The 24,946-nt window shown below is 52.8% G+C and carries 16 protein-coding genes; 14 read left to right on the top strand and 2 right to left on the bottom strand.

Annotation, left to right across the window (positions count from 1 at the left end; genetic code table 11):
* The first annotated feature begins 115 nt into the window (after positions 1–115).
* Together DFP98_RS34220 and DFP98_RS34215 are read left to right on the top strand one after the other, a co-directional pair.
* Positions 116–1,966, top strand: a complete 1,851-nt coding sequence (locus DFP98_RS34220) for an LTA synthase family protein (RefSeq protein WP_116065126.1) — start codon at positions 116–118, stop codon at positions 1,964–1,966.
* A 38-nt stretch (positions 1,967–2,004) separates the two neighbouring features.
* Positions 2,005–2,664 carry a phosphatase PAP2 family protein gene (locus tag DFP98_RS34215; RefSeq protein WP_116065125.1) on the top strand — a complete coding sequence of 220 codons (660 nt, stop codon included), beginning with the start codon at positions 2,005–2,007 and terminating at the stop codon, positions 2,662–2,664.
* Between the two features lie 81 nt (positions 2,665–2,745).
* On the opposite strand, the gene DFP98_RS34210 is transcribed toward DFP98_RS34215, so the two are convergent.
* A complete protein-coding gene (locus DFP98_RS34210; protein WP_181918122.1) occupies positions 2,746–3,372 on the bottom strand; it encodes a TetR/AcrR family transcriptional regulator in 627 nt (208 codons plus the stop codon).
* 225 nt (positions 3,373–3,597) lie between these two features.
* On the opposite strand from DFP98_RS34210, the gene DFP98_RS34205 reads away from it, so the two are divergent.
* The 12 genes from DFP98_RS34205 to DFP98_RS34145 all read left to right on the top strand — a co-directional run bounded on the left by DFP98_RS34205 (position 3,598) and on the right by DFP98_RS34145 (position 23,944).
* Complete coding sequence (locus DFP98_RS34205; RefSeq protein WP_116065123.1) at positions 3,598–5,100, top strand: MDR family MFS transporter; 1,503 nt, start codon at positions 3,598–3,600, stop codon at positions 5,098–5,100.
* 458 nt (positions 5,101–5,558) lie between these two features.
* Positions 5,559–6,503 carry a DoxX family membrane protein gene (locus DFP98_RS34195; RefSeq protein WP_181918121.1) on the top strand — a complete coding sequence of 315 codons (945 nt, stop codon included), beginning with the start codon at positions 5,559–5,561 and terminating at the stop codon, positions 6,501–6,503.
* A 149-nt stretch (positions 6,504–6,652) separates the two neighbouring features.
* Positions 6,653–8,320 carry an extracellular solute-binding protein gene (locus DFP98_RS34190; protein WP_116065120.1) on the top strand — a complete coding sequence of 556 codons (1,668 nt, stop codon included), beginning with the start codon at positions 6,653–6,655 and terminating at the stop codon, positions 8,318–8,320.
* Between the two features lie 68 nt (positions 8,321–8,388).
* Positions 8,389–9,966, top strand: a complete 1,578-nt coding sequence (locus tag DFP98_RS34185; RefSeq protein ID WP_116065151.1) for a response regulator — start codon at positions 8,389–8,391, stop codon at positions 9,964–9,966.
* Positions 9,967–9,981: 15 nt separating this feature from the next.
* Entirely contained in the window at positions 9,982–11,742 is a 1,761-nt protein-coding gene (locus tag DFP98_RS34180; protein ID WP_246017011.1) for a cache domain-containing sensor histidine kinase, read from the top strand.
* A gap of 644 nt (positions 11,743–12,386) precedes the next feature.
* On the top strand, positions 12,387–13,319 hold the full coding sequence (locus tag DFP98_RS34175; RefSeq protein ID WP_246017029.1) for an ABC transporter permease: 933 nt from the start codon (positions 12,387–12,389) through the stop codon (positions 13,317–13,319).
* An 18-nt stretch (positions 13,320–13,337) separates the two neighbouring features.
* Positions 13,338–14,228, top strand: a complete 891-nt coding sequence (locus tag DFP98_RS34170; protein WP_116065118.1) for a carbohydrate ABC transporter permease — start codon at positions 13,338–13,340, stop codon at positions 14,226–14,228.
* Between the two features lie 83 nt (positions 14,229–14,311).
* Positions 14,312–16,018: a type 2 periplasmic-binding domain-containing protein gene (locus DFP98_RS34165; RefSeq protein WP_425455571.1), complete on the top strand. Its 1,707-nt coding sequence runs from the start codon at positions 14,312–14,314 to the stop codon at positions 16,016–16,018.
* Positions 16,019–16,133: 115 nt separating this feature from the next.
* The gene (locus DFP98_RS34160; RefSeq protein ID WP_181918120.1) at positions 16,134–18,032 is read left to right on the top strand and encodes a sensor histidine kinase; all 1,899 of its coding nucleotides are present in this window, start codon (positions 16,134–16,136) and stop codon (positions 18,030–18,032) included.
* On the top strand, positions 18,007–19,569 hold the full coding sequence (locus DFP98_RS34155) for a response regulator (protein WP_116065115.1): 1,563 nt from the start codon (positions 18,007–18,009) through the stop codon (positions 19,567–19,569). Before DFP98_RS34160 ends, DFP98_RS34155 begins: the two co-directional genes overlap by 26 nt.
* A 254-nt stretch (positions 19,570–19,823) precedes the next feature.
* Positions 19,824–23,006 carry an efflux RND transporter permease subunit gene (locus DFP98_RS34150; RefSeq protein WP_116065114.1) on the top strand — a complete coding sequence of 1,061 codons (3,183 nt, stop codon included), beginning with the start codon at positions 19,824–19,826 and terminating at the stop codon, positions 23,004–23,006.
* A 35-nt stretch (positions 23,007–23,041) separates the two neighbouring features.
* Positions 23,042–23,944 (top strand): TetR/AcrR family transcriptional regulator, encoded by a 903-nt coding sequence (locus tag DFP98_RS34145; RefSeq protein WP_116065113.1) that lies wholly within the window; start codon positions 23,042–23,044, stop codon positions 23,942–23,944.
* A gap of 88 nt (positions 23,945–24,032) precedes the next feature.
* Here the strand turns inward: DFP98_RS34145 and DFP98_RS34140 are convergent, their stop codons facing one another.
* On the bottom strand, positions 24,033–24,908 hold the full coding sequence (locus DFP98_RS34140) for an aldose epimerase family protein (protein WP_116065112.1): 876 nt from the start codon (positions 24,906–24,908) through the stop codon (positions 24,033–24,035).
* Positions 24,909–24,946 lie beyond the last annotated feature (38 nt).

Raw genomic sequence — 24,946 nt, 5'->3', positions numbered from 1 at the left:
CATTATACGCGAAGCGAATTTCTTTAGCCAACCTTTAGGTAATCTTCCTGCATGTAAGACTTTAACGCTCAGTTAACATTATTGTATAATTAGTAGGGTTCGGGGGTGAACGGAAATGGAAGCTTCCAAATGGAGAGGCTGGCTGTCCAAGCCATTCGTGTTCTTCTCTCTCATTATGGTGCTCAAAATTCTTCTGGCTCGGCTTGTCGTATTCGACGGGGCTTCGATCTGGCTGCAGCTGGCGACGGGGATACCGTCGGTGTGGGTGCTGTTTTGCTTGATCGAATGGTTTGCGCCGAAGCGGAAGCTGGGCGTCTACTTGACGGTGAACATTTTCGTCACGTCGATCTACTTCGCCGTAATTATGTACTACAAGTACTTCGGCGTTATCGTGACCTATCACGCACTTCAACAAGTCAATCAGGTGACGGAAGTGAAGGGAAGCGTCTTCTCCTTGATGCATCCTTACTTCCTGTTCATTTATACCGATATTGTCGTGTTCTTGCTGCTGTACATGAACCGCAGGTTCAGAGGCTGGGCCAAATCATTGGCGATCAGGGAACGCAGCGCGCTGGTCTCGGCGGTGTTCGCCGTTTCGTTGATCGGCAGCGTCTCGACGGTATGGACGCACAGCGACAGCATCAACGAGCTGAAGCAAGCCGAGAACATGGGCATTTTGAATTACGAAGCTTATGCGGTTATCGCTAGCGCCACGCAGGAGATCGAAGCTCCGGACAAGGTGACGGAGGAGACGATTGCCGCGCTTAAAGGCGTCAACGAACCGGCTACGCCGCTCTATTGGGGAGCGGCAAAAGGGAAAAACGTAATCGTGCTTCAGCTTGAGGCGTTCCAGAATTTCCTGATCGACCGCAAAATCGACGGAAAAGAAGTTACGCCTGTCATGAACAAGCTTGCGAGAGAGAATTTCTATTTCTCGCACTTTTACCAGCAGGTCGGGCAAGGAAATACGTCGGATGCGGAATTCGTCGTCAACACCTCCTTCTATATTCCCCAATACGGGGCGGCTGCGCAGGAGTACGGCAGCCTGGATTTGCCGAGCATGCCCAAGAAGCTTGCCGAGCACGGCTATCAGACGGCCACGTTCCATACGAACGACGTGCAATTCTGGAACCGCAAGGAGCTGTACAAAGGGCTTGGATTCCAGCGTTATTACGATGCCGAGTTTTTTGGAGACGACGATATTGTGTTTTTCGGTCCTTCGGATGAAGTGCTGTACGAGAAGACGACTGACGAGCTGCTGAAGATGAGCCAGACGGGCAAGCCTTTTTACGCGCAGATCATTTCTATGTCTTCTCACCATCCGTTCAACATCCCGGAGCGCAAAGTCCGCTTCGAGCTTCCGGAGCGTTATCGCGACACGCTCGTCGGCCATTACATTCAAGCTCAGAATTATACGGATTACGCCCTGGGGCAGTTCATCGAGAGACTGAAGCAGCAAGGACTCTGGGATAATACGGTGCTGGTCATATACGGAGACCATCTCGGACTGCCGATCTACTCGCTTACCGATCATGAGAAAAAACTAATGACGGAAATTTACGGTCACGAATATCAATTTACCGAGATGCTTAATATTCCGCTGATCGTCGCGTCCCCTAATGTGACCGACCCGCAAACGTTCCCGCAGACGGGCGGACAAGCGGACATCTTCCCGACGCTTGCCAATCTTCTCGGCGTTTCGCTTAAAGGCCATATTCATTTCGGTCAGGATCTGCTGAACAATACGGAAAACGTACTGCCGCAAAGATATTATTTGCCTTCGGGATCGTTCGTAAACGGCAAGGGCATTTTTGTGCCGGGAATCGGCTACGAGGACGGAGTCAGCTATCCGTTTGACGGCGCCGAGCCGACCGGAACAGATTCTACGCAAGATGAATATGATCGTGCGTTGGAGCTTTTGCGGCTTTCGAACAGCTATGTCAGTCATTTGCCGAAGCATGAATAAACGGTTGGCGCTATAGATATAAAATGGGGGGTTAGTGCGTGAACCTTAAAAGCATGAATTGGAGAAAGTACTCGCCGTTGCTGCTGATGCTGATGTTTCCCGTTCTGGGCTGGATGTACGCGTTAACGAACAACATCGAAAATCAGGAAGTGTACAGCTTGGCGATGGCGGCGGACGAGGCCATTCCTTACCTTAAATGGTTTGCGCTGCCTTACTCGGTTTGGATTTTTTACATCTATGTCTGTCTGTTCTATTTCTTCAAAAAGGATATTAGCGTATACTACCGCAACCTGATGACCTACGCGATTTGCGCGCTGCTGTGCTACTTGATTTATTCGGTATTCCAGACGACGGTTGCTCGTCCTCCCGTTATCGGAGACGATCCGTTCTCCTGGCTGATGCGGTACATTTACAATCGGGATCAGCCCTATAACTGCTTTCCAAGCATCCATTGCTTCTCCAGCTACATGGTCATGAGGGCTATCTGGACGAGCTCGTTCCGCAACAAATGGAATTTAACGCTCATTACCGGGATGTCCAGCCTTATCATTATGTCCACCTTATTCGTGAAACAACATGTCATTATGGACGTGCTGGGAGCGATCTTCGTTGTTGAAGTGGTGACGGCGGCCATTATTCTGGTCGAACGGAAAGCAAAGCTGGCGCGCGAGCGTCAGAAGGGAACCTTCGGGGCCTAACCAAGGAAAAAGGTCGAACTTCGGCAGAAATTCGTTTCTGCCCGAGTTCGACCTTTTGCATGGGGCGAGCGCTAACTAAGCCTATTGCCGGATGAAGGACGTTTGTGCCGCAAGATGGCACAGCTTGCGATAGTGCTCTTTAATCTGTTCGCGAGTGTAGCCCCGTTCTTTTTTGATTTGAAAGTAGCCTACGGGAGACATGGAGCAAATGATCGCATGGGCCGCAAGATCGGCGTCGAAATCCGATATCGCCTCTTCAGTCGCGATCTCGGACAGCAGCTTCGCAATCTTCTCCCGCGAGAATCGATACATCGGCGAGTGAAAGAAGTTCCCTCGATCGTCGTTGCAATTCATTTTCGTTTCGGTCTCGATAAGCAGCTCCGCTTTGCTTTCGATCGCATCGATCCAGTAGCTCAAAATGCCCCATAGCCGTTCCCAGGCTGGAGCTTCGCGATTATTTTCCAAATATCGTTCGATCTCGTCCATCAGCCTGTTGCCGTATTCATGCAGCATATCCAGACAGAGATCGCCCTTATGGGCGTACTTCCGATAGAGGGTCGCCTGTCCGATCCCCGCCGTCTTGGCAATCTGATGCATGCTGACTGGCTGTACGCCATATTCGTTAAACAGGTCATGCGCGGTCTGAAGAATAAGCTGACGATTCTCGACCGCGTCTCTGCGTTCTCTGCGTTCCTGCCGAACGGACACGATGCGTCACCTCGCAATTATCCATCAAATAAAGTTCGCTTGCCACATGTTGACATCCGGACAATTGTCCGGTAACATCGAATTGAAGCGGACAATTGTCCGCTTAAAACGCGGGTTCTCATTGCAGCGTCCAGATGATTCTATTGTACCGTTGTGTTTTGCGGCGGTCAATGGAAGAGAGAGATCGCGCAAGGGAAGCCTCTCCATTCGGATAGGAGGTTATATATGTCAGCCCCAAAAGCGCAGGTATCAGAGGATAACGCGATATCGATGCGCAGTATTCTTGGACCGTTGGTTGCGATCATCATCGGAATTTTCATGGTTATTTTGGACGGAACGGCCGTTAACGTCGCGCTGCCTAAGCTTCAAGCGGAGTTTAACTTGCCCAACCTTACGCTAGTGCAGTGGACGGTCATCGGTTACGCGCTTGCGCAGGCGGCGGTCATTCCGTTGGCAGGCTGGTTGTCGGACCGCTTCGGCGCGAAGCGGGTGTTCCTCATCTCGATCGGGCTGTTCACGATCGGCTCGTTGCTGTGCGCGTTGGCGACAAGCGTGGAGCTGTTGATTGCGTTTCGGATTGTTCAGGGAATCGGCGGCGGCGTAGTCGTGCCGATCTCGATGGCGTTCGTGTACCGTCTCGCTCCTCCAAGCAAGGTCGGAGCGGTAATGGGCATGATGGGCGTTCCGATTCTGCTCGCTCCCGCTCTCGGCCCCGTACTGGCCGGCTGGTTCGTGGAATACTATAGCTGGGATTGGATTTTCTTGATCAACTTGCCGATCGGCGTGATCGGAATAATTCTCGGCATCCGCACGCTGCCGAATATCGCGGGTCAGTCGGTGGCTTCGCTTGACAGGCTCGGCATGATTCTCGGGCCGCTCGCTTTCGCTGCGCTCGTCTACGGCGTATCCGAGGGAGGCATCGATCCGGCGACAGGGCAGTCTACTTGGACAGAGCTGCCGACCATGATCGGAATCGGCGTCGGCGTGGTCGCGCTTATCCTGTTCGTCATCGCCGAGCTGCGCAAGCAGAATCCGTTGTTGGAGCTTCGCGTTTTCCGCTCCGGCAGCTTTACGAAAGGCATTATCGTGCAATGGGTGTCGCAGATTGCGTTGTTCGGAACGCTGTTCCTCGTGCCGCTGTTCCTGCAGCAGGCCAAAGGATACTCGCCGATGGAATCCGGTCTGATGATGCTGCCGCAGGCGCTCGCTTCCGGATTGTTCATGCCGATCGGCGGTAAGCTGTTCGACCGTTTCGGCGCTCGCCCGCTCGTTATTATCGGCATGACGCTCACGACGTTCGCGGCTTTCCTGCTGTCCAACATCTCGGCGGATGACGGCAAGCTGGCCATCATGCTGCCGCTGGGCTTGCTCGGCGCGGGGATGGGGATGTTCATGATGCCGCTCAATACGCATCTGATTCAATCCGCTCCGCTGAACCTTGTCGGCCGCGTAACGTCCTTGACGAATGCGGCGCAGCAGGTGATGATGTCGTTCGCAGTTGCCGTGCTCACGACAATCTCGACGACGAGAATGCAAGACTTGATGGTGGAGCAGCAGAAGCCGGCTCCGGATCTGCCGATCTTCGCCGACGCCTTCGGGCACACGTTCTTTATTCTTATTTTCGTGGCCGTTTCGGGCGCGGCGCTAGGATTACTGCTGCGTAAGCCGAAAAAGCAGGAAGGCCATTCCACGGACAATGTGGAAGTTCCGATTATCGTCGGACACTAATACGCTACAACTGAACAAGGCTGCCCCCATGCCGATTGTCATAGGAGCGTTCGCTCCTGCGACAACTCGCAGCGCTTGGAGGGCAGCCTCTTTATTATGCTCAGGTTTTCCACCCTGAAAATGGACAAAGACGGCGAATTCGCCGTCTTTAATATTGAAGCGCAACCGCGCGACATTCTGATTCACATTCACGAAAACAACGATAGCCCTACCTCTCTACCGTTCTTGCGGTTCCTTGACCGCGCCAGTGAGAATCCGTGCTTCCTTCCAGCAGCCGTCTTAACTTAAAGATGAAATAAAGGAATGTGTGTGTGTGGGTAAACGGAGGAAAATTCCCATTACGCAGAAAATCAGAGGGTTACAACTTCTACAAATATGTATTATATTATAATGGTTAACAAATGTCAAATTTGTTGGCGAGCAGCTTTGGGGCGATCCCGTTAAGGAGAATGCGATCGATGATTAATTACGCGCACGTGAAATGGTTTACAGACATCGCTCCGGTTAAGGAAACGTTGGACAATGTCCTGTCTCCCGTATTTGCGGGGACGGCGCTGGCGGTGGCTCTGCTGCTGGCCGCGTTGACGCAGCTGCTGCCTTCGATTATGAAAGTTTCCGCGCTTGGCAAGCTGGATCAAGGGGCCGAGAAGCTGAGGCCGTGGTCCTTTTCTATATTACAGTACGGCACGGCGGCAGCTCTGCTGTGGGCGCTTCTGGAGGGAGGCTTGTTTGCTCCCGAATTCGCTTCTCCGGAAGGGGCGGTGAAGGTGGCGGCCTGGGCGACAATTGCGCTCCTGCTGATTCCGCATCATCTGCCAAGTAAGCTTGCTTCCGCTATCCTGATCGGATTGTACGTCTACTACGTGGCCGAGTACGGCTTGTTCCATATGCTCGATTACGGTTTTTACTTGGCGATCGCGGCCGCGATTGGGTTCTACCGCACGCCGCTGCAGAAGTGGTCTTTTCCGCTGCTTTATTTGGGTACGGGGCTGTCCTTGTGCTGGGTAGCTGTCGAGAAATGGATTTATCCAACGATGAGTCTCGACATTATCGAGAACCACCATGTGCCGACTTTTGGTTTCGACCCGGCGGTGTTCGTCGTTTTGGCCGCATTCATCGAATTTGTCGTCGGCTACCTGCTTGTCGTCGGCATTTTGAACCGGCTGCTGTCGATCGTGCTGACGCTGATCTTCATTATGACAACGATGCTGTTCGGCTACGTTGAAATCGTCGGCCATTTTATGATTCACATCGTACTGGTGCTGTTTATTATCGAGGGGGTCAGCTTCTATAAGCCTCCTGTAGAAATGCATAAGACCAAGCTCGAAAGAATCGTGTTCGTGGCGCTCAATTTTTTGCTCGTGCTGGCAACGTTCGTGCTGCTATATTACAGATTCGCTTAAATCGGCTTTAAAGTAGAGAAGAGGTGCCCTCGAGGATGGAATTTACCCCCTCGAGAGCACCTCTATTTCTGTTATGCTATAGAATAGCAGGTAATCTCAGGGGGAAAATCCTTCCCCATACATATGCCGCTATTTAAGGGGGAAACGGTATGTGGAAGTTTGTTCGGAAGACCGGGGTGTTGCTGCTTACTCTTTCGTTGGCGGCTTGCGATACGCAGCTCGTATCCGAGCCGCCGAATTCATCCGAGCCCTCGGAGCTAGTGGAACCGTCGGTCGAGTGGAACCGAAACGACGTGTACGAGCTCGGGAAGGAGCCGCTTAACGTATCCTTCTACGCCCATTACAGCTACTACAATATGCCGAAGTGGGGGGGAGATCCTTCCTCGAAATGGATTATGGAGAACAAGAAAATCCATATCCAGCCGATCAGCGTGGAAGGGAACAGCCCATCGAAGCTGCAGAAGATGATCGCAGGCAGGAAGCTTCCGGATTTGATCTGGGGTCAACGAGACGTCGATCTGGATCGGCTCCGTCAGGCCGGTCTGCTCGTGCCGTTGGACGATTACATTGAGAAATACCCGAATTTGCGGACGTGGGCGGGCTCGAAAGTTTTGAATTTGCTGCGCTCGCCAGACGGCAAAATCTACTATTTTCCCAACTACTATTCGGATCGAGCGTATGGCAATGCGGGGTATGTGGTCAATAAGAAAATTTACATGGAGCTAGGCTCGCCGCAGTTGGAAACGACCGACGATCTGTATTTATACTTGCAGCGGGTAAAGGAGAGGTATCCGGACGTCGTGCCGTTCGAATCGGGGCTGGCCCAGGAGGGGCACGGCATCGACCAATTGTTCTCGGCTTTTAAGGAGGATAATTTCAGCTTCACCCGCTATTATGCGGTTGTAGACGTGGACAGCGACCAAATGACTTCGATCTACAAGGACAAAGGTTTTCGCGAGTCCGTCAAGTATGCCGCCAGGTTGATGAGGGAGGGACTAATGACGCAGGACGCGTTCACCCAGACGGAGGATCAGGTTGCCGAGAAGCTGATGAGCGGTCGCGTGGCGGTGTATGCCGGCGCCGATCCAGTGAAGCTGGCCATGCCGGCTCATACGGAGCTTTCCGCCAACGATCCCGATAACGGTTATTTTTTTATCGAACCGATCTACCGGAGCGGGCTGGACAAAAGCAAGATTTATCCGGGAACGTACAATGTGCTTGGCTGGAACGTGTCCGCGATTACGACAAGCGCGGCGAATCCCGAGGCGATTTTCGCGATGCTGGACTGGATGACGGGCCCGGAAGGGTCATCCGTGCAATTGTGGGGGCCTCCGGGGCCGGACGGATATTGGGACGGATTTAAGGAGGACGGCGAAACGCCCAACTTTACGACCAAATACAGCGAAGACCCGGAAGGGCTCGCCAAAATTCAATCCGTATCCGGAGATATGATCTGGGTCGGCAATACGAAATTTCTTGACCAGACGAAGATCAAATTTGAAGAGGCGCTCCCGGAGGAAAAGCAGAATTGGGCCACGTACTGGCAGAAGAAGATTACATGGGATTCCCAAGGAGACGCCACCCCGTTTATCAACCTCCATCCGATGCCCGATACGAAAGAGGGGGACATTCATCGGAAAGTCAGGGAAATTTGGCTGAAGGCCCGGGCCGATTCCGTATTTGCCTTATCGGATACGGAGGTGGAAAAAATTCTCGATAATGCGCATGAACTGTCGATGGAGAACGGATTTCAAACTTATCTCCTATATATTACGGACAAGTGGCATGAGAATTTGCACAAGCTTGAAGGAGAGTAAGCGATGAAGCCGGTAAGGCCATCCCTATCGGAATGTAAGGGATGACGAACGATGAAGGGAGCGCGCTTATGTATCAAGTTCTGCTGGTGGATGATGAGGAACTGGACCTCGAAGGAATGCAGAGATTTATCCCTTGGGAGGAGCTCGGGATGGAGGTGGCCGGAGCCGCCAACAACGCCTTGTCCGCCAAAGAAATCATCGAGAGCCGCCCAATCGATATTCTCGTAAGCGATGTCAATATGCCCTATATGTCGGGGCTGGAACTAGCCAGATCGGCGCTGGAGTCGTCGCCGGATCTTCGCGTTATTTTCGTCAGCGGGTACCAGGAGTTCAGCTACGTGCAACAAGCTTTGTCGCTGAAGGCGTACAATTACGTGCTGAAGCCGATGGAGGACGCCGAGCTGGTCGCAACTTTGAAGAAAGTAAAGCATGATCTGGAGGAGGCCGGCAAACAGCGGGAGGTCGAGGAGTCTTATCAAAGAATGATTCCGATCGCCAAGAGCAACCTGCTCGTAAGTCTGTTCGAAGGGGATGTCGGGGAGGCCGGCGGGGATTGGACGAAGCAATTGGCCGCATACGGACTAGACAAGCTGATCTGGCCTGCGCGCGTGGCCGTCATGGAAATGGATAAGCTGGCGTGGGAGTATGCGGAGTCTTCGAACGCTCTGTTGGAAACTTCGCGAATCTTTCTGGAGCAGGTCAATGCCGAGCTCAAGGGAGCGGGGAGCGCCCCCTACTGCAAGCTGAGCACGACCAGAATCGCGCTGGTGCTGGAGGAGGACGGTTTCGATAAGAGGATTCGGTCGGTATATGAATCGATTGGAAGGCGGCTGCCGATTTCCGTAACGACCGGCGCCGGCGAGCCGGTGAACGCGCTGGCCGAGCTTCAAGCGTCGTACCGGCAGGCGGTTGAAGCGGTGGAGGGCAAGATGTTTCTGGGCAAAGGGACGGTTATCAAGTACGAAGAAGTTCGTCGCGAGCCCGAGATGTTGGATGCCCGAACGCTGGATTCTCGTATGGAAGCGCTGTTCAAGGCGATGCAGGAGTACAATCTCGTTCGCATCTACGACGAATTCGAGAATCTGTTCCATTCGCTGTCGAGCCTGGGCTCCAGGTTCACGGTGCTCAATCTGTCCAACTATATCGTCTGGAATCTGGAACAGCGGCTCAGCCAGGCGAACGAGAATCTGTTCGAGCTGCTCGATATCGAGCTGCATAATTTGGACGTGTTGATGCATTTCGAAACCGTGAACGACATTCGCACCTGGCTTATCCACCGCGTTTACGAAATATCGGAGAAGCTGCACCAGAAGAACAACTCCGCGAACAGCAGGTTCATGCGCAGCGTCGTTCAGATGATCAAGGAACGGATGAGCGAGAATATTACGCTGAAGGATTTCGCGAAGCATTTCCCGTTCTCGCCGAGTTATTTCGGTTTTCTGATCAAGGAGAAGTCCGGGCAAACCTTTAACGAACTGCTCGTGCAGTTAAGAATGGAGCGTGCGTGCGAGCTGCTCAAGGAGCCGGGCATCAAAATTTACGAGGTGGCCGACCAGGTGGGCTATCGTTATCTGCCGTATTTCAGCAGGCAGTTCAAGGACAGATTCGGGATGACGCCGCTCGAATACCGCAAACGGGAGCAATGATGGAGGTCGCCGCCGATGCTCAGTTCGAAGCCAAGAAAGAGACTCGGCTATATTCCGATCGGATACAAGCTGATGATCTCGTATATGATCTTTATCGTAATTCTCGTCTCGGTGAACGGATACGTCTCCAATTCCATGTACGATTCGTCGATGCGCAAGCAGACCCGGATGAACATTCAAGGGACTGTTCTGCAGATCAGGGATAATGTCGCGTATAAGACCGACGATCTGACCCGTATCTCTTCCCTCCTGTACGATGATTACAATCTCGTGGAATATTTGCGTCGCAAGGAGAGCGGCAAGGAGAACGATTACCGGATGCGGCAAATCATTATCCCGAAGCTGGAGAACGCAGCCAAATCGATCGGTTTTAACCAACGTTTGAACATTTATTTGCATAATGAAACGGTACACGAGGTTTACCCGAAACAGACGTATAACATTTATCACATGAAACGTATTAAGGACAAGGCTTGGTATACCGATTTTCCGGATGAGAAATACGGTTTGACGATGGTATGGATGCAAGTGGAGGAGGATGCGGAGGAAGAGGGCATCTCTCTGATTCGACGACTCGTCGATACGTTGAATCCGTTGAAGGTGGAAGAGCTCGGGATGATGCGGTTTAGCGTACCCTTGAAGGAGCTGTTCGAGAGCGTCGACTTCGAGAAGCTCGGGGAAGGCAGCGTGCTGACCGTCATAGACTCTTCGGGCAAGGTGATGTACGCCTCCGGCGAGTTCGAGACGGGGGCCGGAGCCGAGGTGGAGGACAATCGCTACATTGAGATTAAGGAGAAAATGCGTCAGGGCTGGACGATTGTCGCGCGCGTCCCGGTGACGATTATCGCGCAGGAAGCGAAGAAGGTCACCACGTTCATTATTGGGATCTGCGTGCTCTGCTTCTTCCTGTTCACCTTTGCCGGCGTGTTTATTTCCCGGTACTTCTCCAAGCGGATCACCAAGTTCGTATCGGTGCTTAACGCGTTCCGGGAAGGAGATTTGCACAAGCGGATCGCGTACCGGGGCAAGGATGAGTTTTCCCAGATAGCCACAGCCTTGAACGGAATGGGCGAGGATGTCGGGGCGCTGATCAACAAAGTGTATTTGGCTCAACTGCAGAAGAAGGAAGCGGAGCTGGAAATGCTGCAAATGCAGATCAATCCGCATTTTCTGTACAATACGCTATCCTCCATCAATCGCCTGGCCAAATTCGGTGAGAACGAGAAGCTGCAGAAGATGGTCGTCCAGCTCGGGAAGTTTTATCGCCTGACGCTTAATTCCGGACGGACGCTTATTCCGATCTCTTCCGAGATCGAGCAGGCCAACGCCTATTTGGACATTCAGAAGGTCAAATACGGCGGTCGTCTGGAGGTGCTGTTCGACGTCGATGCGGCTGTGTGGCCTTATGAGACGATCAAGATTATTTTACAACCGTTCATAGAGAATGTGCTTAAGCACGCCTGGTCGGGAGATCGCATCCATATTCGGATCGTCGCGCGCAAGGAAGAGGATGAAATCCATTACCGGATCATCGACGACGGGATGGGGATGCCGATGCGGAAGATCGAGGAGATTCTCAACCCCGTAAACGAGAGCGAGAGCGAGACCGGCTACGGCATCCGCAATATCGATCAGCGCATTAAGCTGCAATACGGTCCGGAGTACGGCGTCTCCATCTTTAGCCGGCGAGGCGTCGGCACGACGGTTCTGATGCGCATTCCGGCCAAGAAACGCAAAATCCAGGCGAAGGGAACGAGCGGACTGAACGCTTCCTAGAGCCAGGCAACCGAATAGCCATCGGCAAACGAAAGGGCATGCTCCTTCTTATACCGGAAGGGACATGCTCTTTTGGCGTTTAGCGGCACCGATGCGTTTATTCTCCCTAGGGCGTGTATGCAAACCCGCTCAGAGGTATCTTTCACCGCCTTTTCGCCCCTTGCTTCGTCACTTTTGCTTGACGTACCCCCGGTACGCCTTCACAAAAGTTCCTTGCATGGAACGAAAATTCGGCAAAATCTACTATCCTCGGAGTATGCATACACGCCCTACCTGAAAAAATGCAACCTTTAACGAAATTTGAAGCCTTATGCTTTTGCTGGGAACTGTTTATACTCGTGGAAGAAAGTGTTTACAAGCGAGAGTATAAGGGCGCTTCGTGATCAAAACCGGACTTTTTGAACGACCGTGTCAAATAGAGGTTCAAAAAGTTCGGTTTTCAGCACCAAGAAGGTTGTATGAAGCCAGGATCTGAGGAACGGAGTGTAGGAGAACCTACATGAGTACCGGAAGTTCCGGCAGAATGCAAGATTCGAAGTCGAATCCGCTTCTCGAAATTGCTTCGTGATCAAAGCCGGACTTTTTGAACGACCTTACAAGGAGATGTGGCCGTTATGGAAGCTAACGCGGAAGTTCAAGTCCCCATGCGGAAGCCTGACAACAGAAGAAGGACGAGTCTGCTGCGGAAATTTTACGGCCAGCGGTATTTGCAGGTCATGGCGCTGCTCGGCGTTGCTTGGATGCTCCTGTTCCATTACGCGCCGATGTACGGCATTGTGATCGCATTTAAGCAGTATATCGGCATCGGAGACATCAAGAACGCGCCATGGGTCGGCTGGGAGCATTTCAAGGCGATCTTCGAGGACGACATGATGCTTCAGGTGATCCGTAATACGCTCGGAATCAGCTTGCTGAAGCTGATTATCGGTTTTCCGATTCCGATCGTGTTCGCCCTATTTTTGAACGAGCTTCGCTCCCTGAGATTTAACCGGATCGTGCAGACGATTACGTACTTGCCGCACTTCCTGTCTTGGGTTATTCTCGGAGGCATCCTGATCTCGTGGCTAGCCGATGTTGGCGTCGTCAACGACTTGCTGATGGGGTTGGGATTGATTAAGGAGCCAGTTTTCTATCTGAGCGAGCCTAAATATTTTTGGGGAATCGTCATTGCGTCGGATATATGGAAGGAGTTTGGGTGGTCGGCCATCATCTATATCGCCGCCATTGCGAGCATCTCGCCGGAGCTTTACGAAGCGGCCACGATTGACGGAGCCAGCAGGTTCCAAAGAATGTGGTACGTCACGCTCCCGAGCATTAAGGGCACGATTTCGATTCTGTTCATTTTGTCAGTCGGCAGCATTCTGAATTCGAACTTCGATCAAATTCTCGTGCTAAAAAACCAGGTGAACGAAAGCATGAGCAGCGTTATCGACATCTATGTCTATGAAATCGGCATCAAGCAAGGGCGGTTCTCGTATTCTGCCGCGGTAGGGTTGGTCAAAGGCCTCATTGCTCTCTTCCTGCTGCTTCTTGCAAATTCCTTCTCGAAGAGAATGAATCAATCTTCCCTATTCTAGTCAAGGCGGTGAGACATCATGTTTACGAGCGACCGTAGAACACGCGGAGAATTGTGGTTCGACCGCCTGAACGTTGTTGGGATGCTGATCATCTGTTTCGTGACGATGTATCCGATCTGGTACGTGCTCGTCAATTCGTTTAACGACGGCACGGATGCGATGACAGGTGGTCTGATCTACTGGATTCCACGCCAGTTCAGTCTGGAAAATTACGAGATCGTCTTCTCCAACGCGGGCATTATGACCGCCATGGGCATTACAGTATCCAAGACGCTGATCGGAACGGTAATTCACGTTTTCTTTACTGCGATGGTCGCCTACGCTCTTTCCCGTAAGGAGCTAATGTTCCGCAAGCTTTATATGGTAATGGGAACGGTCACGCTGTTCTTCAGCGCTCCGCTCATTCCCAACTACTTGTGGATGCGGGATCTCGGGCTTCTCGATACGTTCGGGATGTACATCTACCCGGCGATGTTCAGTTTCTTCGATCTGATTATTTTCCTGACATTCTTCCGGGAAATTCCGGACGGGCTGGAGGAGGCGGCCAAGATCGACGGGGCCAACGATTTCTCGATCTTCGTGCGCATCGTGCTTCCGGTGTCGCTGCCCGTCGTCGCTACGATCGCCTTGTTTCACGGCGTCTGGCAATGGAATGACTACTTTGTCGGGGTTCTCTATACAAACAGCGAATATTTGCAGCCGATTCAGACTTTCCTGTACCGGGTTATCGCGCAATCCAGTTCCAACCAGATTGTCGGAGCGACCGGGGGCGCAATCAACCGAACCGTCACCTCGCAGTCGATCAAGCTGGCAACCATGGTTATTACGACCGTTCCGATCATTGTCGCTTACCCGTTCTTGCAGCGCTACTTCGTCAAGGGGTTGATGATTGGCTCCCTTAAAGGCTGAGTTTAAGGTTTGCTTCAAGCTAACAAGCGGTTTTACTTTCCCGTGAGGGAATCTCATACATTATCGAACAAAGGGGTATGACGATGAAAAAGTGGCTAAGTTTAACGATGGTCGCAGCGCTTATGAGTACGCTCGTCGCTTGTTCGGGCGGCAACAACAAACCGGAGGCTAGCAGCAGCCCGAGCGCGTCCGCCAGCCAACCCTCCGCTTCAAGCGCGGAAAGCCCGAGCGCCAGTGCGGAGCAGCCGGCTGCGGATGAGGCAGGCTGGAAGTCCGACACGTCGCCGATTACTTTCGACTGGTATTTGAACTTCGCCTGGTTTCCGAACAAATGGGGCGTTGATCCAACGTCGCAGTACATTACGAAGAAAACGGGCGTCAGTCTGAATCTGGTCGTCCCGGCCGGCAACGAGAACGAGAAGCTGAACGCGATGATCGCGGCGAACCAACTGCCTGATTTCATTACGCTTGGCTGGTGGGAGGAAGGCGTGAAGAAGATGGTCGAGGGCGGCCTTGTCGAATCGCTCACCGATCTCGCCGATCAATACGATCCGTACTTCTTCAAAGTGGCCGACGGCGCCAAACTGAGCTGGTACGCACAGCCAGACGGCAAAACGTACGTGTATCCGAATGCGTCTTCATCTCCGGCGGATTTCAAAAATTTCGGCACGCAGTTTACGTCGAACCAAACGTTCGTCGTTCGCAAAGATATGTACGAAGCGATCGGCAGCCCGGACATGCGGACGCCGGAAGGCTTCCTTAACGCTCTGAAGCTGGCCAAGGAGAAATTCCCGGAAGTGAACGGTCAACCGCTTATTCCGATCGGCTTCCACGAGTTCGGCGAAGACGGCAACTACTCGTTCTTCGACGTTGGTCAAGATTCGTCCTACTTGTCTCACTACCTGGCGCTTCCAAGGGAAAAAGAAGGCAAGCTGTACGACCGTCTGACCGATCCGGAATACGTTCGCTGGTTGAAGACGTTCCGTCAAGCCAACCAAGACGGTTTGATCTCCAAAGACATATTCGTCGACAAGCGTGCACAGATGGAAGAGAAAATCGCACAAGGACGTTACTTCGCCATGCTGTACCAACGCACGGACTTCGCTGCCCAGCAGAACGTGCTGTACGCCAACGACCCGAACTCCGTCTACATCGCGGTTGACGGCCCGGCGAATACGAATCTGGACGCTCCGACGCTTGCCGGACCTGCAATCTCCGGCTGGACGGTAACGCTGATTTCCAAGAACGTTAAGGACAAGGAGCGCGCCATCAAGTTCCTGAGCTACCTGATCAGCGAGGAAGGCCAGAAGGATATGTATCTCGGCGAGAAAGGCGTATCCTACGACACGATCGACGGCAAAGACCAGTTCAAGCCGGAAGCGCTGAGCCTAATGAACACGGACCGTTCCGCATTTGATAAGCAATATGGCGCTTCGCACACGTTCTGGATGCTGATGGACACGAATATGCAATTGCAATGGCAACCGCCTGCGGTCGAGCCGTTTAAGCAACTGGAAGATTGGACGAAGGGCAAGACGGAGAGCTATTCGCAGTACGACCTGATCAACCCGCCTGCCACTTCCAAGGAAGGCATCAATGCCAAGAAAATTGCCACGGAATGGGGCAAGGCGCTGCCGAAGCTGCTGCTGGCCAAATCGGAAGCAGACTTCGACCAGACGTTTAACGACTTTATCGCCAAACGCGATAAATCCGGCTTCGCGGACCTGATGGCTTATCGTCAGACGAAGTATGAGGAAAACGTGAAGAAGCTTGCAGAATTTCTGAAATAAGCGATAGCGGTTCCGGAAAACCCAGTTATGCTGGGTTTTTCGGACATTTCCGGATGCAAAAATGGCCGCTCATGATAGAATAAGTGCACGATGCCGTGAAAGTGATGTGACGAAGATGCTGCGCTACTGGAAGCGAAAATGGGAAAGAATTACGTTCCGTCTGGAACAGCTTACTTTACAGAAGAGGCTTCTTGTTGCGTACATTTTGATCATGTTGCTGCCGAGTCTGCTGATTTCAATGTATATTTTCAAAGGGCAGACGGGCAATGCGGTAGAGGAGCTTAAGAAAAACCACGAATATTCGCTGGAGATCGAGCAGATCAACCTGAAAAATAATATGGAGACGATGAAGCGGGCGGCGGAACGGACTTTGGTGGACCGGGAGCTCAAGGACTACTTGCTGGACCCCAATCTGTTAAGCGCGTGGGAGCTTCTCTTACTGAACCGTCAGAGCTTGCAAAATATTGTCGGGATTCAGTATAACAACCCGAGCATCGAACGAATTCGCATTTACGCAAGCAATCCGGCGACGAATGAGATGCTTCCCGTTCTGTATCACGAGAGTCGAATTCAACAGGATACATGGTACGAGACGGTGCTGGAAGCGAATGAGCAGAATGTATGGATGTTCAGCCGCTCCACCCGGGAGCTCATTCGCAGCCGGCCTGGGCTAGAGGAGGATTTTAATCCGAAATTGTCGCTCTACCGGGAGATTCAGTATCCGCAGGGAACGCATGTCGGCATTTTGCAGATCGATATGCTGCTTACGAACTCTTTTCCGAATACGTTCAGCCCGCTTCAGGACGAACAATCCCAGATGGTCATGGTCGATCGTGATGGGGAAATAATTCGCAATCCGGCAAACCGTTTTCTGGAGACGAACGGGGTAGACGATGAGGCTTTGAGGAAGCAATTTGCGCTGCTGAAGTCGAACGGAGAGGGGAAGGGCAGCTTTAAGTTCACGGTGCGCGGCGTGCCCTACCTTGGCGTCTATTCTTATATTCAGCCCCTAGAAGCCTATATGCTGAAGGTGGCATCGCTTAAACCCGTATATGATGGCATTAACGACGCCCGCAACCGGATCATTTGGGCCAATGTCGTGTTGCTCGCCATTTTGGCGATTGCTACTTACTATTTAAACTCCATTATTCTTAAAAAGCTGCATGTGCTAACCGACTCTATGAAGAGGGTGCGCCAAGGCGATTTCGGCATCGATCTGGATATCCGGGGCGGAGGCGAGGTTGGCGACCTGGCCCACCATTTTCGCAAAATGCTGCGCAAAATCAACGAGCTGATCGCCGACGCGGTCAACAAGCAGGCCGCCGCCAAAGAAGCGGAGCTGGCTACGCTGAAGAATCAGATCGACTCGCATTTTCTGTACAATACGCTGGAAAACATCAAGATGATGGCGGAAATCAACGATCAGAGAGAGATTTCCAATGCGCTCACTTCTTTGGGCGGGATGATGCGCTACAATATGCGCTGGACCAGCGAATATGTCCGTCTTAGAGATGAACTTACTCATATCGGCAATTACGTAAGTATTGCGAATATTCGCTTCGACGATCGGATTACTCTGGTAACGGATATTCCCGAGTCGTACTTGAACCTGGAGCTGCTCAAAATGTCGCTTCAGCCCGTTGTCGAGAATGCGATTAAACACGGGCTGGGAGACTCCGAATTGACAATTCAAATCCATGCGGCGCAGGAGGCCGATGCGATGCTGATCTCGATTGTCGACGACGGTGTCGGCATCGCCCCGGAGCGAGTACGGGAGCTGAATTCGCGCATCGAGCGGGGGACTGCCGAGGGAGAGACGAAGGATTACGCGAGCAAGGGTAATGGGATCGGACTGGCGAACGTGCATAGTCGGCTTCAGATGCATTTCGGCAGGGAATACGGGCTGCGGATTGACGGAGAGCCTGGTGTCTGCACACGCGTTACGCTTCGCATTCCATGCTTGATTTTGAACGGAGGGTTGACGGCCAATGCGGAAGCTGCTGATCGCGGATGATGAAAAAAATATCCGTCTTGGGCTTAAGGCGATGATCGAACGGGAGTATCCCGGCACCTATTCGATTAGTTTGGCGGCCGACGGTCGGCAAGCTTTGGAGGAGCATGAGCGGGAGCCGGCGGATATTTTGCTGACCGATATTCGAATGCCGCATATGGATGGGATCGAGCTGATTCGAAGAATGGCGGAGCTGGGAAACCCGCCGGTGCTGCTGATCTTGAGCGGATACGACGATTTTCAATATGCCAAAGAAGCGATTAAGCATAAGGTCAAAGAATATTTGTTGAAGCCAATCGTTCGCGACGATCTGTTCGCTGCGCTGGGCAAAGCCAACTCCGAGCTGCTGGAGCGGGATGAACTTCGCGGGCGGTTAGGAGAGACGGACAAATACCGCAGCGGGATGCAGATCAATTCGCTGAGACACATCTGGTCGGCGCCCGAGCTAAGCTCGGAGGAAGTGGCAGCGCTGGCAAGCGAAGCCGGTCTTCAGGATTTTGAGTCGGGTTACCTGGTGGGCATTCTGGATACGTCGGGACATCAGCGCAATGTGATAAAAGGGATGGAGTACTTGACTGCTTTCGGCAAAGACGAGCCGTATCTTTACTTGGAAGACAAGGGGGAGAGGCTTGTTGTTCTGGCTGTGCGAGAGGAACTGCTGACCGGGATGATTCAAGAGCTTTCCTCGGCTTCGAGTGTCTCCGGAACTTTCTTTGCGGGGCTTAGCTGTAAAGGCGACGGGTTGGGCCAGCTGCGAATCAAATACGACGAAGCGCGGCAAGCCTTGAAATATCGGCTGTTGCTGGGCCGATCCGGGGATGCGCTGATCCGATACGAGCAATTGGCGCTTCGGGAGCGGGATTACCCGGTTCCGGCCGGCTCGATCGAACGATTGGCCAATATGATGGGGACGGATCGCGACAAAGAGATGAAGGCGCTGCTTCAGGAGCTGTTTGCGGCGGATGCGCTAGCCCGCGCGGACATCGGCTATTTCGAAGAGGTAGGCCGCCTATTGAACGAAACGATATTCGATCAGGTGTTCCGCACTTACGGAGATGCTTCGATCGAAATTATCAAGATGTATAAGATGGCCGGCAGCCTTTACAATTTTGCGCATATTCAGGATTACATCCACTGCGTGCAAAACCTGCTGTTTGGCTTAAACGACTTTATCCGTCATCTTAGATCGATCCACGTTGACCGGAAGGATATGGATCGGGCGCTGGAATATATTCACGCCAATTATGCCAAAGACCTTAACATGACGATGGTGTCCAACTATGTATCGCTGAACTATACGTACTTCAGTCAGGCGTTTAAAGATTTCGTCGGCGTCAGCTTTGTCCAATATTTGAAAAATATACGCATTGAGAAAGCGAAGGAGCTACTGGGAACAACGGAGTTAAAGGTGATGGACATTGGCGAGCGGGCCGGGTTCGACAACACGAAGCATTTTAACCGCGTGTTCCGGGAGACCGTCGGCGTCACCCCGCTAGAATACCGTCAACGCGTCTTATCTTCAGCTGGAAGGGATACATAACCCGCTTATCGCGGGTTTATGTATCTTTTTTTTTGCACGCATCGTGTTGTTACTCGAAATGATGGCAAGCGGGGAATACTATGGGGCGAGCGCAAACGATCCTCGGTTTTTGAATGCGTGTTCAATGGTAATTGACCGATCGTTTTGTGAATAAAACATTGATGTGTATGCAATATTGCCACAATATCCATTTGACTTTCGACCAGTCGTTCGATAAGATTTTGAACAGAGAGATTGGAGGAGGAAGAGGACATATGAAGAGTGTTATCGGATTTTCTCTAAAGAACAAATTTGCGTTATGGATGATTACGATCATCATCGTTGTAGCGGGTTTGTATTCCGGGATGACGATGAAGCAGGAAAGCTTGCCTAACTTGAGCCTTCCGTTCCTTAGCGTGACGACGGTGGCTCCGGGGGCAGCTCCGGATTCGGTCGTACAAGATGTTACGGAACCGCTTGAGAAAAGGTTTCAAAATACGGAAGGCGTCAAAAACATAACCTCGACATCGATGGAAAACGTATCGTCGATTTTCATCGAATACGATTTCGGTCAGGATATGGATCAAGCGGTCGCGCAGTTGAGGGAAGCGGCATCGGACGTTAAGCTGCCGGAAGGCGTGCAGGCGCCGAACATCTCCAAATTCTCGTTCAACTCGTTCCCGGTCATTTCCTTGAGCGCATCGGGTCAAGGCGATCTCGAAGAGCTGACGAGAATCGTATCGGAGGAAGTGGAGCCGGCGCTGGAAGGCGTTCCGGGCGTGGCCTCCGTGCAAATCGCCGGTCAGTTTGTGAAGGAAGTCTCGCTGAAATTCAATCAGGCGAAGCTCGCCGAGCTGGGCTTGACGGAGGATACGGTCAAAGGGATCGTTCAGGGCTCGGCATTGAAGGCTCCGCTAGGACTGTTCCAATTTGACCAAACGCAGAAAACGGTTGTCGTGGACGGCAGAATTACGACGATCGACGATCTGAAGAAGGTAGCGATTCCGGTTATTCCTTCCGCGGCAGGAGCGCCGGGAGGCGCTGGACAAGCCGTACCGGGAGGAAGCGGCGCACCGGCTCCGGGCGCGGAAGGCGCAGGCGGCGCAGCTTCGGGCGCGGACAATGCGGGCGGAGCGGCATCGATGCCGAACGCGGGATTGCCGACCGTGCTGCTCGGAGACATTGCCGATATCGAGGTTATGGGCAAGGCCGAATCCATCTCCCGCACGAACGGCGCAGAGTCCATCGGTATTCAGGTCGTAAAGGCGAATGACGCCAATACGGTCGAAGTGGTAAACGGAGTTAAAGCGGAAGCGGATAAGCTGAAAGAGAAATTTACGGATCTTAAGATCGACATCATGCTGGATCAAGGCAAACCGATCGAGGAATCCGTTGAGACGATGCTCAGCAAAGCCTTATTCGGGGCGTTGTTCGCGGTAATCGTAATCCTACTCTTCTTGAGGAACATTCGCACGACGCTGATTTCGATCGTGTCGATTCCGCTGTCGCTTATTATCGCGGTATTGTTCCTGAAGCAGTTCGATATTACGTTGAACATTATGACGCTCGGAGCGATGACCGTCGCGATTGGCCGGGTCGTCGACGACTCGATTGTCGTTATCGAGAATATTTACCGTCGGATGTCGCTCAAGGGCGAGAAGCTGAAGGGCAGCGAGCTGGTCAAGGCGGCGACGATGGAGATGTTCCTTCCGATCATGTCCTCGACGATCGTCACGATCGCCGTATTCTTGCCGCTCGGACTGGTTAGCGGCATGGTCGGCCAAATTTTCCTTCCGTTCGCATTAACGATTGTGTTCGCGCTGCTGGCTTCGCTGCTCGTGGCGATCACGGTCGTGCCGATGCTTGCGCATCAGATGTTCAAGAAAGGCGTTAAGGAAGGCAAGGGCCACGACCACGAAGAAAATAACGGTAAACTGGCTCAAGGCTATCGTCGCTTGCTGTCCTCCGCCTTAAATCATAAAATCATTACGCTCGTCATTTCTTTTGCGCTGCTGGTCGGAAGTCTGTTCCTTGTCCCTCTGATCGGCGCGAGCTTCCTGCCGGATCAGGAAGACAAGTATGCTATGGTCACGTACAGTCCGGATCCGGGAGATCGGATCGAGGATGTAGAGCAGAAGGCGTTGGTCGCCGAGAAAGTCATTATGGACCAGTCGGAAGTGACCAGCGTGCAGTACTCGGTAGGCGGAGAAAATCCGCTGCAGCCGGGACCGTCCAAGTCCGGATTGTTCTTCCTGCAATACAAAAGCGATACGAAGGATTTCGCAGACAAGAAGTCGGCGCTTATCGAGGAGCTGCGCAAAGCGGTTCCGACAGGAGAATGGGCCGAGATGGATCAAACCGGAGGATTCGGAGGCAGCCAGTTCAGCCTGAGCGTATTCGGCGATTCTCTTGACCAGATCGCTCCGGTGGCGAATCAAATCGCCGATCTGATGAAAGCCGATAATTCCTTCGAGAAAGTGAAAACCAGCCTGTCCAAGACGTATGAGCAGTATACATTTGTCGCCGATCAGGAGAAGCTGAGCCGCTACGGGCTCGTACCTGGCCAGATTGCGATGGAGCTTAGCCCTCAACGCGTTCGTCCAGTGCTGACGCAAATCGAAGAAGACGGCAAACGCTACAACGTCTATGTTGCCGTTGAGCAAGCGGAATACAAGAGCGTAGATGACATTCTGGCCAAGAAGCTGCGTTCGCCGCTCGGAATGGAAGTGACGATCGGGGAAGTGGCTACGGTCGAAGAGGGCACATCGCCGAACTCGATCGCCAGACAGAATGGCAAAATGGTCGTTAACGTGACCGGCAACATTACAGAGTCGGATGTCGCTAAAGTCTCAAGCGATTTGCAGGCCAAGGTCGACAAGCTGGAGCTTCCTTCCGGCATCGAGGTGCAATTCGGCGGCGTTACCGAGCAAATCAATGAAACGTTTACCCAGCTCGGCCTGGCTATGGTTGCTGCAATCGCCATCGTATATCTGGCGCTTGTGCTTACGTTCGGAGGCGGTCTTGCTCCGTTCGCGATCATGTTCTCGCTGCCGTTTGCGATTATCGGCGGTCTGGTGGCGCTGTACCTGACAGGCGAAACGCTAAGCGTATCGGCGCTGATGGGTGCCCTAATGTTGATCGGTATCGTCGTCACGAACGCGATTGTATTGATCGACCGCGTTATTCACAAGGAGCGCGAGGGAATGTCTACTCGGGAAGCTCTGCTTGAAGCGGGCGGAACTCGTCTGCGTCCGATTCTGATGACCGCGCTGGCGACGATCGGTGCGCTGCTGCCTCTGGCGTTTGGCTTCGAGAGCGCTGGCATCATTTCCAAAGGGCTCGGCGTAACGGTTATCGGCGGTCTGATCAGCTCTACGCTGCTTACACTGCTGATCGTTCCGATTATTTACGAGCTGCTGATGAAAATGAGACGGAAATCGAAAAACGCAAATGCTTAACGGTTGGCCGTCGTCGAAAGAAAGGGTAGACAGTCGTGCAGGATAAAAAGAAGTTGATTCTTGAGGCGGCGATCCATTGCTTTGCCCGCAAAGGATTTAACGCAACCTCGATCCAGGAAATTGTCGACGAGCTTGGCATGGCTAAAGGCTCCATCTACTTCTACTTCAAGTCCAAGGACGATCTTCTCATCTCGGTTATCGAGTATTACGGAGAAATGTTGTTCGCGGAAATGAGAGAGAAGCCCGGGGACACGCTTCTCCCTCCCCGGGAGAAGTTTGCCTCCCAGCTTGAACGCCAATACCGCTTCGTCCTCGAGCAGCTGGATTTTATGAAAATGCTGATCAAGGAGCCGTTTACCGGTCTTCATCCGCAAATTCAGGGAATGATCTTCCGACTTCGCGCGAGATCGCAGCTCTGGCACGTTTCGCACATGATGGCGATCTACGGCGAGCAGGTTACCCCTTATCTGGCCGATGCGTCCGCGCTGGTATCGGGAATGTGGGCTCAGTATTTCGAGCAGTTGCTCTTCGAGGAGCAGGTGTTCGACGGACGGCAGCTAAGCCGGTATATTTTGCGGCGGCTCGACGATATGATGAACGGGCTGTTCCGTTCGGGGGAGGTGCCGATGCTGCCTCCGATGGATCTTGCCAAGCTGCGGAGCTTGGCCGGATTAACGGAGGAGGTCGTCACCGAGGAGCTGTTTTTGCTGACCCAGATAGAAGGCCGAATTGTCGCGACGGCCTCCGAGCGCAGCGAGGATACGCAGCGCGATCTAATGGAAGCTCTGACCCTGCTGAAGGAGATCGTCGAGAAACCGTCTACTGGCCATCGTCTGCTGGTGAGAGGAATGCTGGCTTTGCTTAAGGAGTATGGGCCGAGCGATGCGGGGGAGACGATTGGTCGGCTGGACAGCTTGATCGGCGGTACAAATACGTAGATGAGTGGCCGTTCCCTCATTTAAAATGAAAGGACCTCAATTTCCACCCTTAAACGGTGGAGACTGAGGTCCTTTTTCACTTGGTCGGTTAAGCTTCCAACGCAAAATTCAAAGCGAGCTCCAAAGTGTCGCCCGGAGCGACCATGAGCAGCTCCTTCTTATGGTTGAGCGCTTCGTTCAGGGCGGTCCAAGGCTCTACGCAGACGAACGGCTTGCCTTCCACCGACCACAGCACGACGTAACGGAACTGCTCGCTGTAGCTTAAGCGAACGCTGCGTCCCTGGGCGAGCGGGAAAACGATCTCCGGCTTGTCGGCATTCAGAAGCGCCGCCGATTCGACCATTCCCTCCAGCTTCAAATATCCGTCGAACGGCTTCTCTTGCTTGTCGTTGTAATCCAGCATGCGGGTCGCGTCCGTATCGTAGGTGAGATTTTTGCTCTCGGTGGCGAAATACGGATGAAAGCCGGCAACCATCGGCATCGGCTCCGCGGACAGGTTGCGATATTGCTGTTCAAGCGAGAGGACGCCGTCCTTAAGCCGATAAGTGAAAACCAGCTCAAACTCGAACGGATACGCGGCCAAAGTCTCCGCATTGCTGCGCAGGGACAACGTAATGAACGCCGAATCCGAAGAGCCGGTCTCTACGACTTCCCACTCGGCAGTCCGTGCCACTCCGTGGTTTTTCATCGGATAGACTTGTCCGTTCCATTCGTATTCGCCGTTCACAAGCTGGCCCGCGATCGGGAACAGTATGGGGTTGCCGCCCCGGATGTTCGCTTGCGGATTCAGAAAGGTGTCGCGATCTAAGTAAAGCAGCTCTTGTCCATGAAGACGACAGCTTGTCAGAATGCCTCCGCGTTGCGGACAGACGACAAAGGACGAATCGGTGTCGCGCTCCTTCAGTTCGTACAATGGAAAGCCGTCGGTATAGGTGCTGATCGTGTAATTTTCGTTGGCGCTCAAAGTCTATTCCTCCTGGATCTTTGCGGTTGTCTCTTTTA

This window comes from Cohnella phaseoli, assembly GCF_003386235.1.
In the GTDB taxonomy this organism is placed as follows: domain Bacteria; phylum Bacillota; class Bacilli; order Paenibacillales; family Paenibacillaceae; genus Cohnella; species Cohnella phaseoli.
This window is presented reverse-complemented; position numbering and strand designations above follow the sequence as displayed.

Excerpts from the sequence above, each read along its gene's own strand:
- DFP98_RS34180 (WP_246017011.1), top strand. The coding sequence starts at position 9,982 with ATGCTCAGTTCGAAGCCAAGAAAGAGACTCGGCTATATTCCGATCGGA.
- DFP98_RS34160 (WP_181918120.1), top strand. The coding sequence starts at position 16,134 with ATGCTGCGCTACTGGAAGCGAAAATGGGAAAGAATTACGTTCCGTCTG.
- DFP98_RS34185 (WP_116065151.1), top strand. The coding sequence starts at position 8,389 with ATGTATCAAGTTCTGCTGGTGGATGATGAGGAACTGGACCTCGAAGGA.
- DFP98_RS34220 (WP_116065126.1), top strand. The coding sequence starts at position 116 with ATGGAAGCTTCCAAATGGAGAGGCTGGCTGTCCAAGCCATTCGTGTTC.
- DFP98_RS34170 (WP_116065118.1), top strand. The coding sequence starts at position 13,338 with ATGTTTACGAGCGACCGTAGAACACGCGGAGAATTGTGGTTCGACCGC.
- DFP98_RS34195 (WP_181918121.1), top strand. The coding sequence starts at position 5,559 with ATGATTAATTACGCGCACGTGAAATGGTTTACAGACATCGCTCCGGTT.
- DFP98_RS34155 (WP_116065115.1), top strand. The coding sequence starts at position 18,007 with ATGCGGAAGCTGCTGATCGCGGATGATGAAAAAAATATCCGTCTTGGG.
- DFP98_RS34205 (WP_116065123.1), top strand. The coding sequence starts at position 3,598 with ATGTCAGCCCCAAAAGCGCAGGTATCAGAGGATAACGCGATATCGATG.
- DFP98_RS34175 (WP_246017029.1), top strand. The coding sequence starts at position 12,387 with ATGCGGAAGCCTGACAACAGAAGAAGGACGAGTCTGCTGCGGAAATTT.
- DFP98_RS34190 (WP_116065120.1), top strand. The coding sequence starts at position 6,653 with ATGTGGAAGTTTGTTCGGAAGACCGGGGTGTTGCTGCTTACTCTTTCG.
- DFP98_RS34150 (WP_116065114.1), top strand. The coding sequence starts at position 19,824 with ATGAAGAGTGTTATCGGATTTTCTCTAAAGAACAAATTTGCGTTATGG.
- DFP98_RS34165 (WP_425455571.1), top strand. The coding sequence starts at position 14,312 with ATGAAAAAGTGGCTAAGTTTAACGATGGTCGCAGCGCTTATGAGTACG.